This is a genomic window from Staphylococcus muscae, assembly GCF_003019275.1.
Lineage (GTDB): Bacteria > Bacillota > Bacilli > Staphylococcales > Staphylococcaceae > Staphylococcus > Staphylococcus muscae.
The window spans coordinates 1,234,919-1,248,701 of sequence record NZ_CP027848.1 but is presented as its reverse complement, the minus strand read 5'-3'; the positions used below and the strand labels follow the sequence as shown (position 1 = coordinate 1,248,701).

Here is a 13,783-nt window from a genome sequence, read left to right as displayed (position 1 = left end):
TAAGAAAGTACAAAAATAAGACTGGCAGTACGCCAGTCTTATTTTATATTGTGACTATGCACTTACTTTTGGGAATAATACGTGATTCTCAAGGTGAACATGTGCGTGTGTTTCTTCTTCCAACGCTTCTAAGCGGTTGTAAACAAGGCGCCATGTACCACATGCTTCTGCTGGTGGTTGGTAACCGTTTGTAAGTTCACGCATTTTTTCAAGTAATGCACCTGTACCTGTGTGGTCATCAACAAGTGATTGTACTGCTTCTTCTAGATCAGGAACTGTTTCCCCATTATGCGCTTTGATTAATTTAGGGAATGTTTCTTTATCTTCTTCATCAGTATGAGTTAACATACCTGATTTGTATGTGTCGTAAAGTTCTTTTAACTCTACTAAATATGGGTGGCTAGGACCGTGAACACGTGCTAACTTCGTCACGTAAGGTGTTAATTGTTTTAACTCTTCACGTAATGTTTCGTGGTAACGTGCTTCGATATATTGAATCAGTGAAGGTACATCTAGGTAGCTTGGATTGATACCTTCTGCTTGGATTTTGCTTGCTTCTTCTAGCTCTGGTAATAATGTATCTAACTCTGCACGTTTGCTACTTGCAGCTGCTTCATCGATTGAGATTTGACCACCACAACAAAAGTCGATGCCATACTTACGGAAAACATCAGCCGTTTTTGGATATTTTGTAACAGCATCTGCTACTTTTTCTGTTGATTGAATCATTTTGGAACATCCTTTCCCTATATGAGTGATATCTCTAGTATACGCCTATTGTGATAATTTGAACATTAGGGAAAAGGCTAAGTTTGTGACGGGAAAATGACTAATTGATTCTCATTCTCAAAAAATGATTGCGAAAACGAAGAAGTAAGGAAGGAATGAAAGTACTTTATTTTCAAAGGTTTGAACTATGGTATGTAACAACGGACTTTATTCTAAATGAGAATATATCTAAAAAAGAGACGCCATAGAATTCTCAAAAAGTTTGAGATTTCTACTGCATCTCTTAATAGGGGACTTACGCACGAAGATAGCGTGTGGTATGTCCTTCGAGTCGATGGAACAAATATTCTAATACAATCGCTAATACCCAATAGAAAACAACAGCAATCGTGTAAACTTCAACAAAGCGATAACCTTCGTTGGCGATAACGGCACTTACACCCATAATTTCCGGGATTTGTATCGCAAATGCAAGGGATGTTCCTTTGATGAGCATAATGAATTGATTTTCAATATTTGGGAGCGCATAACCATAAGCTTGTGGCAAAACAATACGTGTATAAAGATGCCATTTGCTCAATCCAATCGTTTGTGCTGCTTCATATTGATCTTGCGATACGGCTAATAATCCCCCTTTAATACTTTCTGAGAGATATGCCACAGCATGTAAAGAAAAGGCAATAAGCGCAATGACAAGTGGATGGAACATGTCTGGGTTCAACTTCCAATGAAATTGTGCATTTAGCCAGAGAATAAGTGCAGGTAAGCCGTAATAAAAAATAAAGAGTTGCACAATCAGTGGTGTACTGCGCATAAATGAATTATAGACGATGATAATCTGTGAAAGCACAGGGATACGTCGAAATTGAATAAGTGCAAAAAGGCTTCCAATCAACAAACCGACGATAATCGCAACGACTGCGACCGCAATGGTATAAGGAACGCCTTTTAAGACTTCTGTAAAAGCTTCAATCATAAATGACATAGGTGATTCCTCCTTATACTTGATATGGGTGGCTTGAACGATGAGCAACGAATGCCAATGCACCTTGAACGATAAGTGCGAGTGCCCAGTAAATAATTGAAATAACAACATAAACTTCTAACATACCGAGTCCATAGTTGTTGCCGATGATGAGTTGTACTTGTCCCATCATGTCAATAATGCCAATCGTAAAGGCAAGTGATGTATCTTTGATCAGTTCGATAATTTGAGTTGTCAAGTTCGGTAAACTATTGCGCAATGCTTGTGGCACGATAATACGGCGTACGACTTGCGGATATGTTAAGCCGACAGTTAGACCAGCTTCTACTTGTGCGTATGGGACGGATTGATAGCCGGCACGAATGACTTCTGACAGATAAGCACCTGAGTGTAATGTGAATGCTAAAATTGCGAAGAACAGGCGACTCCATTGGTTAATGTCGATGCCGATAAAGAGCAACACTTGAGGCAGTGCAAAATATACAAGAAAGAGTTGCAAGACAAGTGGTGTGCTACGGCTAAATGACAAAAAGATACGTACGATTGGATTGAGAACAGGAACTCGTCGAATGCGAATGATAGCAAGAATCAATCCAAGAATGAGTGCAAAGAAAAGGGCAGTGACAATCATTACGAGCGTGATGGGTAATTGTTGTAATACTTGTTGGAATAAACTTGGCCAATCAATGTTCATGTTACTGCACCTCCAATGCGTCGATATGTTGGTTGATTGTGTCTAAATCTTGATAAATATCAATGTCAAAGTAGCGGTGTGACAGTTCTCGTAACTTACCTTCTTCTTTGAGCTCTTTTGTGGCACGATCAATGTCGTCGTGCAATTGTTTGTTTTCTTTGTTATAGACGATGTGAAGTGGCTCTTTAGTTACGATACCACCAATTTTAACGTCTTGATTCAATTCCTTTTGGATTGCCGTATACGTGTTCCAATTGATAAACATTGCATCACGACGGCCTTGTGATATCATTTTCAAGTTATCACCGTTAGAAGGTGAATGAATGGTATCGATGTCGATTTGTTCTGTATGTGATTCGTTATAGCGTGATAAGATAGAATACAACCCACCACTCGGTGCCATTGGTGTGAGTTGATGATCCGTCATATCGTCTAGACTATGAATCGTATTGTTATCTTTATGTACAGTCAGCATAGTCAGTGAATAACTATAAGGTTCGTTTTGATATAAGAACTTTTCTGCACGTTCAGGCGTCTTGAAGAACCAGTTAATAGCCATGTCGAACTTACCTGCGCCGAGTCCTACTAAGTTTGCTTCTTCTTCTCCAATTTCATATTGAAAATCATATTGTGGTAACTTTTTCTCTAATAGCTTCATATAGTCCATGTCTAAGCCAATAAACTGATTGTTTTTGTCTGTATATAAATAAGGTGGATTGACTTCGGCAGAGACAGCTACTTTTACAACCTTCTTCTGATTTTGTGATGTATCATCAGATTGACAACTTGCGAGTAACGTTGCAAGGCCAACGACTAAGAAGAATTGGAACAAGCGTTTGATCATACAATCACCTGCTTCGTATCAACACGCTCTAAAAATTGTTGTAGGCGTGGATGTTCACGATTATGTAAAACTTGTTCTGGAGAGCCTTGCGCAATAATCTCCCCATGATCAATAAAGATGATTTGATCTGCAACAGCTTCAGCAAATTGAATTTCATGTGTAACGAGTGTCATCGTCATGCCTTGTTGCGCAATCTTCTTGATAAGCGACAGAATGCCTGTGACAGATTCTGGGTCTAATGCAGATGTCGGTTCATCTAACAAGAGCAACTTCGGATTCAGTGCCAGTGCACGTACGATACCGATGCGTTGACTTTGCCCACCAGAGAGTTGAATGGGATAGTGGTTTGCATGTTGACGTAAGTTCACTTCGTCTAAAAGTTCATAAGCGATCTTTTCAGCATCCGCTTTTGAATATTTTTGCCCATAAATCAAGCCTTCTGTAATGTTTTCTAATGCTGTTTTGTTACTGAAAAGATTATAGTTTTGAAAGACCATTGCTGATTGACTGCGCAGCTGTTTGATACCTTGCTTTGTTGTATGTTCAAAGTCAACTGTGACATCATTGATTGAAATACTTCCTTTTTGTGGTTGTACGAGTGCGTTTAATGTACGTAATAGGGTTGTTTTACCAGAACCACTTGGACCAATGATAGCAGTGACTGTACCTTGTGGTTGTGAAAATGAGACGTTGTTAAGTACGGTTTTTTCATGATATTTTTGGTGTAAGTTTTTAACTTCTAACATGTGGACTCCCTCCTTGAACATTAAAATACTACATAAATCCTTATCGGTAAAGTCGGAATTTAGGAAAGTTATCTTTTTCATAATTTTGTCGAAATGTTCTAAAAAAATAGTGTGTAATAGCGTATAATAGCTAACAAGATGTATCACACATCTAAGGAGGTCAAATGATGGAAACAATGGAAAATGAAAAAATGACGTTTAAAAAGTTTACGTTTAATGTATTAAATGGATTAGCCGTTGCAATTGTTGTCGGGTTAATTCCGAATGCAGTATTAGGTGGACTGTTTCAATATTTAGGGAAGTCGGTACCATTTTTCGAAACATTACATCATGTTGTGTTAGGCATTCAATTTGCCTTACCTTTAATGGTAGGCGTGCTCATTGCATTTCAGTTTAAGTTGAATCCGATGGAAACAGCAGTTGTTGGAGCGGCAGCATATGTTGGCTCAGGTGCAGCACAAGCGACTGAAGCGGGTTGGCAAATTGTCGGTATTGGTGATTTAATCAATACGATGTTAACAGCATCAATCGCTGTTTTAATGGTACTTTGGTTGAGTGGACGATTAGGAAGTTTAACAATCATTTTGCTTCCTATTTTGGTAGGGGGTATTCCGGGGGTTATCGGTCTTTTAACATTGCCTTATGTTAGCAAGATTACACTAGCAATTGGTAACGTAGTGAATACACTCACAACGTTGCAACCTATATTGATGTGTATGTTGATTGCGATATTGTTTTCATTCATTATCGTATCACCTGTATCAACAATTGCGGTTGGTTTAGCAATTGGCATTTCAGGCCTTGCAGCAGGTGCAGCAGCAATTGGTGTTGCAGCGGCAGCAGTCGTTCTATTTATCGGTACATTACGTGTCAATAAGCTGGGTGTCCCAGTGGCAATCATTCTAGGTGGGATGAAGATGATGATGCCAAATATTATTCGTTATCCAATTCTGTTATTACCAATTGGATTAACAGCAGGTATTACAGGAATTGTCGGTGCACTCGTAGGTATTGAAGGGACAAAAGAATCTGCAGGATTTGGTATCGTAGGGCTTGTAGGGCCGATCAAAGCATTAGAATTTTTACAACATGGAACGATGATGAATGTATTATTGGCAGGATTCGTATTCATCGGTGTACCTTTAGTCGTAGGCTTCATCGTCAATACATTATTCTGCAAAATACTCAAGTTGTATCAACCAGACATTTATCGTTTCACAGCGAATGAAGAAGCGTAACTTGTCTTTCTACAAAATATTAAAGCTACACGCTCAGGGGTTTGCGTGTAGCTTTTTACGTTCTTTTAATATATATAGGTAGGAGTATGTGAATTATATGTTTTTAGCCAACCGGTGTTAAGGGGGTCACACCATTAAAGTTAACCAATCGATATGCTTCTGCGACATCTTCATCTGTTGGAGGGGAGACATCCGTTAGTTCATATGGAATGCCAAGGGCTTGCCATTTATGAACGCCCAGCTGATGGTAAGGAAGCAATTCGAACTTCTCAACGTTACCTAGCTGGTTGATAAATTCACCAAGTGCACGTAGGTCTTCTGGGGCGTCAGTCAAACCTGGCACTAGGACATGTCGTATCCAGATTGGTTGCTTTTTATCGGCTAAGTATTGAATATACTTTAATATATGAGTGTTTGGTTTTCCTGTTAAGCGTTTATGCTTTTCATTATCAATATGTTTAATGTCGACCATTAATAAATCTGCATGGGGGAGTAGCTGGTCGAAATGTTTTCTAAAAGCTTCTGAATCATTGGCACATCCAAGTGATGTATCAATACACGTGTGGATGCCATGTGCTTGAAGCTTTTCAAATAATTCTTCAATAAACGGCATTTGGAGAAGCGGTTCGCCACCACTTACTGTGACACCGCCTCCAGATGCTTGGAAGTAAGGGAGATACGGTGTAATTTCGGCCACAAGTTCATCAGATGTTGCAGTTCTTGACGGTTCGTTTACTTTCCATGTGTCGGGGTTATGGCAATATAAGCACCGTAATAAGCAACCTTGTGTGAAGATAATGTAACGTAGACCAGGGCCGTCCACAGTACCTAAGCTCTCTATTGAATGAATGTGACCTTTTAACATAGTATATCCCTCTATTTCCTTTCATTAATTCGTGTTTGAGAAGTCATTAGCGCATTTGAGATTTTAGGGGTCTGCTCAAATTCTAAGCGCTTCTCTCACACCTTCTTCTTACATTGATTCGTGGAATGTACGTGAAATAACATCTAGTTGTTGTTCGCGTGTTAACTTGATGAAGTTTACAGCGTATCCAGATACACGAACTGTCAACTGTGGATATTCTTCAGGGTGTTCCATCGCATCTAACAATGTTTCACGGTTGAATACGTTGATGTTAAGATGGTGACCGTGTTGTAATGCATAACCATCTAAAATGCTGACTAAGTTTTGTTCTTGTGTGTGATCTTCTTTACCAAGTGATTTTGGAACGATACTAAATGTATTTGAGATACCATCTTTACAGCAGTCATACGGTAATTTTGCAACTGATGAAAGTGATGCTAAAGCACCGTTTTCATCACGGCCGTGCATTGGGTTTGCACCTGGTGCAAATGGTTCGCCAGCTTTACGTCCGTCTGGTGTGTTACCTGTTTTCTTACCATACACAACGTTAGAAGTGATTGTTAATACACTCATTGTATGTTCAGAGTCACGGTAAGTTTTGTGTTTACGTAACTTTCTCATAAAGCTTTCGACTAATTGAACTGCAATGTCATCGACACGAGGGTCGTTGTTACCGTATTTAGGGAAGTCTCCAGTTGTTTCAAAGTCTACAACAAGGCCGTTTTCATCACGAACTGGGCGAACTTCTGCATATTTGATTGCAGATAATGAGTCAGCTGCAACTGAAAGACCTGCGATACCTGTTGCCATTGTACGGTGAACATCTGTGTCATGTAACGCCATTTCAATGCGTTCATAGCTGTATTTGTCATGCATGTAATGAATAACGTTCAATGAGTTAACGTATACACCTGCAAGCCATTCCATCATTTCATCAAATTGTGCATACACTTCGTCGTAATCTAAAACATCAGATTCGATTGGTGCAAATTTTGGTGCGACTTGGTTACCAGATTTTTCATCTTTACCACCATTGATCGCGTATAATAATGTTTTGGCTAAGTTTGCACGTGCACCGAAGAATTGCATTTGTTTACCAATTCTCATTGCAGATACACAGCATGCAATACCGTAGTCATCGCCATAGCTTTCACGCATTAAGTCGTCATTTTCGTACTGAATAGAGCTTGTTTTAATACTCATCTTCGTACAGTAGCGTTTGAAGTTTTCTGGTAAACGTGTAGACCATAATACTGTTAAGTTTGGTTCAGGTGCAGGACCTAAGTTGTCTAAAGAGTGTAGGAAACGGAATGAGTTTTTCGTAACCATTGGACGTCCGTCGATACCAACACCACCGATAGATTCTGTTACCCAAGTAGGGTCACCAGAGAAGAGTGCGTTGTAATCAGGTGTACGTGCGAATTTTACAAGGCGTAATTTCATAATGAAGTGGTCAATGATTTCTTGAACTTCAGATTCTGTAATTGTACCTGCTTGTAAGTCACGTTCTGCATAGATATCTAAGAAAGTAGAAGTACGACCAAGACTCATTGCAGCACCGTTTTGTTCTTTGATTGCTGCAAGGTAAGCTAAGTATAACCATTGAACAGCTTCTTTAAAGTTTTCTGCTGGACGGCTCAAATCGAAGCCATAGCGTTCACCAAGTTCTTTTAATTCTTTAAGTGAACGGTATTGTTCAGAAACTTCTTCACGTAAACGAATGACATCTTCAGACATTGTAGTCGAAAGATCGTTGAAGTCACGTTGTTTTTCTGCCATTAAGAAGTCAATACCGTATAAAGCAACACGACGATAGTCACCGATAATACGACCACGACCGTAAGCATCAGGAAGACCAGTGATGATACCTGCTTTACGGCAAGCTAACATTTCTTTAGAATATGCATCGAATACACCTTGGTTGTGTGTTTTACGATAGTCTGTGAAGATGCGTTCAGTTTCTTCATCTAGTTCATAACCATATGCTTCACATGCTGCTTTTGCCATACGAATACCACCGAATGGTTGCATCGAGCGTTTGAATGGTTTATCTGTTTGAACGCCGACGATTTGTTCTAAGTCTTGATTTAAATATCCTGCATCATGAGAAAGGATTGTTGAGACAACTTTCGTATCCATATCCCACATGCCACCACGTTCACGTTCTTCTTTCGATAGTTGCATGACTTGATCCCATAATTTTGATGTTGCTTCAGTAGGGCCTGCTAAGAAACTATCATCACCTTGATATCCAGTGAAGTTAAGTTGGATAAATTCACGCACATCTACGTTACGTGTCCAACGACCTGTTTTAAATCCTGACCATGCATTGTTTTGTTTCTTTGGTTCTTTAATCATGAGTATACCTCCTGTTAGGTTTTGTTCATCATTTCACAAACAGTATATCAACTCTTGTGAACAAAATCACGCAATTATTGTAAGCGCTTAACAGTTGTCAAATTTTAGATTCTAATTGGATATAATTCGGACATAAATTATTGCAGATTTTACATGATATTAGTTGACAAATCATCACATGATGATAATTTTTTAAAAGGCAATTTGAACTTTTGTGTATATGGTTTGAACAAATTGAGTGGGAAATGTGTTAATTCAGTAAAAATGCTTTCGTAAAGGGATGGAACTCTGTAAAATGGAAGTATCATGATCAATGAATGGGTGAGAAAAAATGGTAAGAGATTTCGAAGGGATGTCAGATTTATTATCCGGATTAACGGATGAAGAGAGAGCGCAGTTTGAAGATGCGATGATGAAGCAAGGTATTTTACCTGAGCAACCAAACTCGATTATCGAATTAATGTCTGACTTAACAGTTGGTGATATTAAAAGATTGTGTAAGTCACATGATATAACAGGTTATTCTAGTATGAAAAAAGATGAAATGCTCGTTCACTTTATACAAGAGCTCGTAACCGATTCTTATATAAAAGAAGAAGTAAGTAAGATGAGTAAAGATCAGCGTTTAGCGTTTGCTTTAACACACCATTACAGCAAAGAAATGTTGCCGTTTATTTCTTCAATTACATTCCCGGATTGTTATCTTGTCTTTAATACAGACGAAGAAGACAATGGATTGTCTGTATTGGAGATACCGGCAGAAGTTGCGACGCGTGTAGGTGCGTATATTGAGCAGGAAGACGAAGAATTACAAGCAATGATCTTGAAGTATCGTGTATTTGAAGCAGCAACCAACTTATATGGTTTATATTCATATACACAATTACAAGATGTATTCAAAACATACTTAGATGAAGAGAATACATTGATGGATATTCAGCGTTTTGTTAAACGTTGTGAACGCATTGCACCAGAAAATATAAACTATCGTTTAGTAAATGGTGCGATTGTTTCATTAGGTTTACAACTTGAAGAAGATGAATTTGCACATTTCTTAAAAGATGCACACTACTATATGCCAGAGACAATAGAAGATATGTTGTATTTTGAGAGAAATGTTTTCAACTTGCCAGATGAAGACATGATTGACTTCTTATCTTGGTTAGATCGCAGTGTGAGAAAAGACAATAACTTTAACGCAACGGCAGATCAATTGAACATCGAATTGTTGACGATGATGAAGCATGCGATTTCATATGATATGGTTGCAGACGTCTTGTTATCGATGGTAAATGATGGTATTTTACGTAAACGTGTAACAGAAACACATCAAAACAAGGTAAAACCTGTTTATATGAAGATGCGTAACTGGATTTTCCATGGATATACGTTTGATGAGTATATGCAAATATTAGACAAAGAATACAAATATGATAGTTCAAAAATTATCGATATCAATGATCACAGAGAATAAATAATAAAAATAAGACCAACAATACGTATGAAGTATTGCTGGTCTTATTTTGTGTTTGAGAAAAGTCCCTGAATATAAGATGTTTATTCTATATGTAAGGACTGTATATCAAAATCATTATTGAATGGTCTTGTTTTTGTCTAAGATACCTTTATGGAAAGGTTCATCATCGATTTCTTGGTGAACAGCAGCTGATGAGGATGCTTGATTCTCTTCTAAGCGGAATACGACATAATTATAAACGAAGAAACCAATGATACTGAGTGAAAATGATTGCATGAGCAAGTATTGCCATGTGCCTGCAATTAAATATGTCTCAGCAATGGTCGTTGTAATGACGAGTGCTAGAAACAGTAACGTCAATTTTTTCAACATCTTTCTCAGCTCCTTTTTGCGATGATTAGATTTTGTAAAAAAGTCTTATATAAGTTATAACATTTTTCAAATTAAAAAGATAGTGTTTTTTCAGAAAATTCCGCATTGAATTCGATTACATTTCATAAAGTAGGGGAGAAATAAATAAAAAAAGAAGTTTGAGATGGCTCGATATCTCAAACTTCTTTATCTATTTAACTTAATGTTGTTTATGAGAACATTTCTTCTTTGTTAGAGCTACCAAAGATTTTTTCTTTGATTGCTTGGCCAGTAGGAGTACCAGCAAGACCGCCAATACCAGTTTCACGTAATGAAGCAGGTAAGTTACGACCAACAGTATCCATTGCCATAATAACTTCATCTACTGGAATACGGCTTTCAACACCTGCGAGTGCAAGGTCAGCTGAGATTAATCCGTTACCTGAACCGATTGCGTTACGCATAACACAAGGGATCTCAACTAAACCAGCAACTGGGTCACATACAAGACCAAGTAAGTTTGATAAGCTGATTGCGATTGCATGACCAGCTTGGTCTGGTGTACCACCGAATGTTTCAACTGCTGCAGCAGCTGCGATAGCTGATGCTGTACCAACTTCTGCTTGGCAACCACCGATTGCACCAGCAACTGATGCGTTGTTTGCGATGATCATACCGCACATTGAAGCTGCGAATAAGAATTTAATCATTTGATCATTGTCTAAGTCGTGTGATTGTTCTAATTTGAAGAGTACACCAGGGATTGTACCTGAAGAACCCGCTGTTGGTGTTGCACAGATAATACCCATTGCTGCGTTCACTTCGTTAGTTGCGATTGCGCCTTGTACAGCAGAAATCATATCGCTACCAGAAAGTGCTTTATGTGATTCATTGTATTTACGTACTTTAATTGCGTCTTGACCAGTGTAGCCAGTCACACTCTTCACGCCTTCGCCAGTTGAACCTTTTTCAACAGCGTCGCGCATTGTATCTAAGTTTTGTTGCATTAAACCATAGACTTCTTCACGTGTCATACCGCGTGTTTCCATCTCATGTGCAATCATAATTTCGGAAAATGTTGTGTTATTTTTGTCTGCATACTCTATTAATTCTTTCATTGAATCAAACATGATTATTTTTCCCCCTGATTATTCGATGTAAGAGAAATTAAGATCTTCATATTTCTCTCTCAACGATTCTAATAGTGTTTCGTTCATTGCTTTATTTAAATGTAATGCTAATAGGCAACGTTGGCCGCTCATTGTTTTAATTTCTTCGTTAATATCAACGCCTTGTTCTACAAGTTCATTGATTAAGTGGTTGATTTCAGAAATACCACGTTCACCATCAATTACAAGTAAGTTTGGTGTGTGTGATAATAAGATACACATACCGTCTACATGGATACTTTTCACTTTGAAAGCACCACCACCGATTGAGATACCATTCACCTCTACGTGACGACCGTCTTTTTCAATAATGATTAACGCACAGTTTGGATGCTCACCTAAGCTTGTGCCTTTTTCTTCAATAAATTCGTAAGGGATACCTTGTTCTTTAGCAATTTTTGTTGATGTTTTGATGCGTTCGTCAAAAGTACTGAAGCCAAGTAAACCGCCAACGATTGCTAAGTCTGTACCGTGTCCTTTGTGTGTTTCTGCAAATGATTCGTAGTAATGCACCTCGATAGAGTCAGGTGTACCGCCTAAGACGGCACGAGCCGCCTTAGCGATTTTTACAGCGCCTGCTGTGTGTGAACTTGAAGGTCCCATCATCACTGGACCGATAATATCGAATGCACTTTGAAAGTCTTTCGTACGTGCCATAATGAATTCGCTCCTTAATTAGTTTGATTGTTTAATTTATTTGATTTGAAGTTGAAATTAAAGTTACGTTTGCTAATAAATGTACCAATGATATAGCTTAAGATAATACTGATAACTGCTACAACAATAATTGTAATTACTGTTGGAACTACTTCGTTAAATCCAAGTGCTACGATTGGACCTGCGATAGGTGTTGCCATACCTGGTTGGTCTACAACAATACCCATGTAAGTGATAAATAAACCATTGACCGCACCAATTATTGCGTTTGTACCATATAATTGGATAGGGTATTTTGCGATAATGTCAATTTGTGTTAATGGTTCGATAGCAACCGCAAAGGCTTTACCAGGGTTACCGATTTTAAGTTTTCTGAATAACACAAAGTTAACAAATGAGCTACCCATACAACCGAATGCACCGATTGCCATTGGAATACCTGTTAAACCAAGTAAACTTGTGAATACCATAGAACTTAATGGTGTCATACCAACAACTGGTACGATAGCACCGATTACTAATGCAAGTGCGTAAGGGTTGTTGTCACCAACAGCCGTTACTGCTGTACCGATTTGTTTTAATACTGCGATAACACTTGGTGATACGATAGTTGCAATACCGTATGCAAGTGCAGGTGCTAATAAGATAACAACGATTAAATCTAAACCTTCTGGTACGCGTTTTTCGATTTCTTTTAAACCGAATGCAACAAAGTATGCTGCGATGAATGCAGGTAATAATTTGAAGTCAAATAAGACAAGACCTGTTAATACTGCGAATACTGGGTTAACACCGAATTTTAAACAAGTAAGAATCCCAACTGCAACCCCGCCTAAGCTTCCTGCAATATCCCCAATTTTGACGAAGTAGTCAATGTGGAATACACCGCCAATTGCATATTTTAAGAAAGCTTCCGGTAAGAATGTCGCACAAGCCGCACCCGAGAGGGCTTGTAGACCGAGTTTACCGTTTGGCGCAAACTTTAAGAATAAAGTCATTGCCAGTAATACAACTAGTAAAGTACCAATACCTAAAATGAAATCCATAAACAATTCCTTCTCTCTAAATCTATTTTGTTTTTTTACTCTCTCTCAAAGCACCTTCATCATAGAACCTTTTGAAAGCGTATGCAATACCCTTCTTATTAATTGCATATAACACAAAATTGAATAGTGTAATATATAATAAAATTATTATAGAGATTGTGAAAAGTTTAACCTTCTTAAACGCTGTTAAGCCTTTGTGCGTCAACGATTCTTCACATTAAAGCGTTAAAGAAATCGGGTGAAAAGACAGTTGTGTCCTATTTGTGAACACCATGAAGTTCTAAGATTAATAATTTTCAGACTATAAATATTTGTGAATTGAATCACAAAACGTTGGATATTTGCAATAGTAATGTGTATACTTCGGGTGTATAAAGCGATAAAAAGAATAGGAGTGTTCATAATGAGAAAACTAATCGATAAGCTGATGGCATCAGATACATCATGTTATGATATTTACCAACATACGGGGGTGAATCAAGGCATTATTAATGACTTGAGATCTGGTTATAGAAGCATAGATGATATGTCTTTCCGAGATGTTGAGCGACTTTCGAAGTATGCAAAAACATTACACTTATAAATAGGAAATTGAACAGAATTCGAGCAATGGGCAAAAATGTT

At 38.1% G+C, this 13,783-nt stretch carries 14 protein-coding genes; 3 read left to right on the top strand and 11 right to left on the bottom strand.

The annotated features are described in order from the left end of the window. Window positions 1–54: 54 nt before the first annotated feature. The 5 genes from scdA to C7J88_RS06285 form a co-directional block, all read right to left on the bottom strand. A complete protein-coding gene (scdA, locus tag C7J88_RS06305; RefSeq protein WP_095117852.1) occupies window positions 55–729 on the bottom strand; it encodes an iron-sulfur cluster repair di-iron protein ScdA in 675 nt (224 codons plus the stop codon). 295 nt (window positions 730–1,024) lie between these two features. Next, on the bottom strand, window positions 1,025–1,714 hold the full coding sequence (locus tag C7J88_RS06300; RefSeq protein ID WP_095117849.1) for an amino acid ABC transporter permease: 690 nt from the start codon (window positions 1,712–1,714) through the stop codon (window positions 1,025–1,027). Window positions 1,715–1,727: 13 nt separating this feature from the next. Beyond that, the gene (locus tag C7J88_RS06295) at window positions 1,728–2,408 is read right to left on the bottom strand and encodes an amino acid ABC transporter permease (protein ID WP_095117847.1); all 681 of its coding nucleotides are present in this window, start codon (window positions 2,406–2,408) and stop codon (window positions 1,728–1,730) included. Window position 2,409: 1 nt separating this feature from the next. Continuing rightward, on the bottom strand, window positions 2,410–3,252 hold the full coding sequence (locus tag C7J88_RS06290) for a transporter substrate-binding domain-containing protein (protein ID WP_095117845.1): 843 nt from the start codon (window positions 3,250–3,252) through the stop codon (window positions 2,410–2,412). Beyond that, window positions 3,249–3,998 carry an amino acid ABC transporter ATP-binding protein gene (locus C7J88_RS06285; protein ID WP_095117843.1) on the bottom strand — a complete coding sequence of 250 codons (750 nt, stop codon included), beginning with the start codon at window positions 3,996–3,998 and terminating at the stop codon, window positions 3,249–3,251. The genes C7J88_RS06290 and C7J88_RS06285 overlap by 4 nt, the downstream gene beginning before the upstream one ends. A 167-nt stretch (window positions 3,999–4,165) precedes the next feature. Between C7J88_RS06285 and C7J88_RS06280 the strand changes: the two genes are divergently transcribed. After that, window positions 4,166–5,236 carry a PTS sugar transporter subunit IIC gene (locus tag C7J88_RS06280; protein WP_095117841.1) on the top strand — a complete coding sequence of 357 codons (1,071 nt, stop codon included), beginning with the start codon at window positions 4,166–4,168 and terminating at the stop codon, window positions 5,234–5,236. Window positions 5,237–5,339: 103 nt separating this feature from the next. On the opposite strand, the gene pflA is transcribed toward C7J88_RS06280, so the two are convergent. Together pflA and pflB are read right to left on the bottom strand one after the other, a co-directional pair. Continuing rightward, on the bottom strand, window positions 5,340–6,101 hold the full coding sequence (gene pflA, locus C7J88_RS06275) for a pyruvate formate-lyase-activating protein (RefSeq protein WP_095117838.1): 762 nt from the start codon (window positions 6,099–6,101) through the stop codon (window positions 5,340–5,342). A 108-nt stretch (window positions 6,102–6,209) separates the two neighbouring features. Beyond that, complete coding sequence (gene pflB, locus C7J88_RS06270) at window positions 6,210–8,459, bottom strand: formate C-acetyltransferase (protein WP_095117835.1); 2,250 nt, start codon at window positions 8,457–8,459, stop codon at window positions 6,210–6,212. Between the two features lie 352 nt (window positions 8,460–8,811). Here pflB and C7J88_RS06265 point away from each other — a divergent pair, with 352 nt between their 5' ends. Further along, window positions 8,812–9,933: a hypothetical protein gene (locus tag C7J88_RS06265; RefSeq protein WP_159031408.1), complete on the top strand. Its 1,122-nt coding sequence runs from the start codon at window positions 8,812–8,814 to the stop codon at window positions 9,931–9,933. Between the two features lie 117 nt (window positions 9,934–10,050). On the opposite strand, the gene C7J88_RS06260 is transcribed toward C7J88_RS06265, so the two are convergent. The 4 genes from C7J88_RS06260 to C7J88_RS06245 all read right to left on the bottom strand — a co-directional run bounded on the left by C7J88_RS06260 (window position 10,051) and on the right by C7J88_RS06245 (window position 13,159). Further along, a complete protein-coding gene (locus tag C7J88_RS06260; RefSeq protein ID WP_095117829.1) occupies window positions 10,051–10,308 on the bottom strand; it encodes a hypothetical protein in 258 nt (85 codons plus the stop codon). Window positions 10,309–10,517: 209 nt separating this feature from the next. Further along, on the bottom strand, window positions 10,518–11,417 hold the full coding sequence (gene sdaAA, locus C7J88_RS06255; protein ID WP_095117827.1) for an L-serine ammonia-lyase, iron-sulfur-dependent, subunit alpha: 900 nt from the start codon (window positions 11,415–11,417) through the stop codon (window positions 10,518–10,520). 18 nt (window positions 11,418–11,435) lie between these two features. Beyond that, a complete protein-coding gene (sdaAB, locus tag C7J88_RS06250; protein WP_095117825.1) occupies window positions 11,436–12,113 on the bottom strand; it encodes an L-serine ammonia-lyase, iron-sulfur-dependent subunit beta in 678 nt (225 codons plus the stop codon). A gap of 14 nt (window positions 12,114–12,127) precedes the next feature. After that, window positions 12,128–13,159 (bottom strand): PTS sugar transporter subunit IIC, encoded by a 1,032-nt coding sequence (locus C7J88_RS06245; RefSeq protein WP_095117822.1) that lies wholly within the window; start codon window positions 13,157–13,159, stop codon window positions 12,128–12,130. A gap of 403 nt (window positions 13,160–13,562) precedes the next feature. Here C7J88_RS06245 and C7J88_RS06235 point away from each other — a divergent pair, with 403 nt between their 5' ends. Then, window positions 13,563–13,742, top strand: coding sequence for a hypothetical protein (locus C7J88_RS06235; protein ID WP_095117817.1), 180 nt, complete (start codon window positions 13,563–13,565; stop codon window positions 13,740–13,742). Window positions 13,743–13,783: the final 41 nt, after the last annotated feature.

Bases quoted from the DNA above. Each gene is read 5' to 3' on its own strand.
- scdA (WP_095117852.1), bottom strand. From the start codon at position 729: ATGATTCAATCAACAGAAAAAGTAGCAGATGCTGTTACAAAATATCCA.
- C7J88_RS06300 (WP_095117849.1), bottom strand. From the start codon at position 1,714: ATGTCATTTATGATTGAAGCTTTTACAGAAGTCTTAAAAGGCGTTCCT.
- C7J88_RS06295 (WP_095117847.1), bottom strand. From the start codon at position 2,408: ATGAACATTGATTGGCCAAGTTTATTCCAACAAGTATTACAACAATTA.
- C7J88_RS06290 (WP_095117845.1), bottom strand. From the start codon at position 3,252: ATGATCAAACGCTTGTTCCAATTCTTCTTAGTCGTTGGCCTTGCAACG.
- C7J88_RS06285 (WP_095117843.1), bottom strand. From the start codon at position 3,998: ATGTTAGAAGTTAAAAACTTACACCAAAAATATCATGAAAAAACCGTA.
- C7J88_RS06280 (WP_095117841.1), top strand. From the start codon at position 4,166: ATGGAAACAATGGAAAATGAAAAAATGACGTTTAAAAAGTTTACGTTT.
- pflA (WP_095117838.1), bottom strand. From the start codon at position 6,101: ATGTTAAAAGGTCACATTCATTCAATAGAGAGCTTAGGTACTGTGGAC.
- pflB (WP_095117835.1), bottom strand. From the start codon at position 8,459: ATGATTAAAGAACCAAAGAAACAAAACAATGCATGGTCAGGATTTAAA.
- C7J88_RS06265 (WP_159031408.1), top strand. From the start codon at position 8,812: ATGTCAGATTTATTATCCGGATTAACGGATGAAGAGAGAGCGCAGTTT.
- C7J88_RS06260 (WP_095117829.1), bottom strand. From the start codon at position 10,308: ATGTTGAAAAAATTGACGTTACTGTTTCTAGCACTCGTCATTACAACG.
- sdaAA (WP_095117827.1), bottom strand. From the start codon at position 11,417: ATGTTTGATTCAATGAAAGAATTAATAGAGTATGCAGACAAAAATAAC.
- sdaAB (WP_095117825.1), bottom strand. From the start codon at position 12,113: ATGGCACGTACGAAAGACTTTCAAAGTGCATTCGATATTATCGGTCCA.
- C7J88_RS06245 (WP_095117822.1), bottom strand. From the start codon at position 13,159: ATGGATTTCATTTTAGGTATTGGTACTTTACTAGTTGTATTACTGGCA.
- C7J88_RS06235 (WP_095117817.1), top strand. From the start codon at position 13,563: ATGAGAAAACTAATCGATAAGCTGATGGCATCAGATACATCATGTTAT.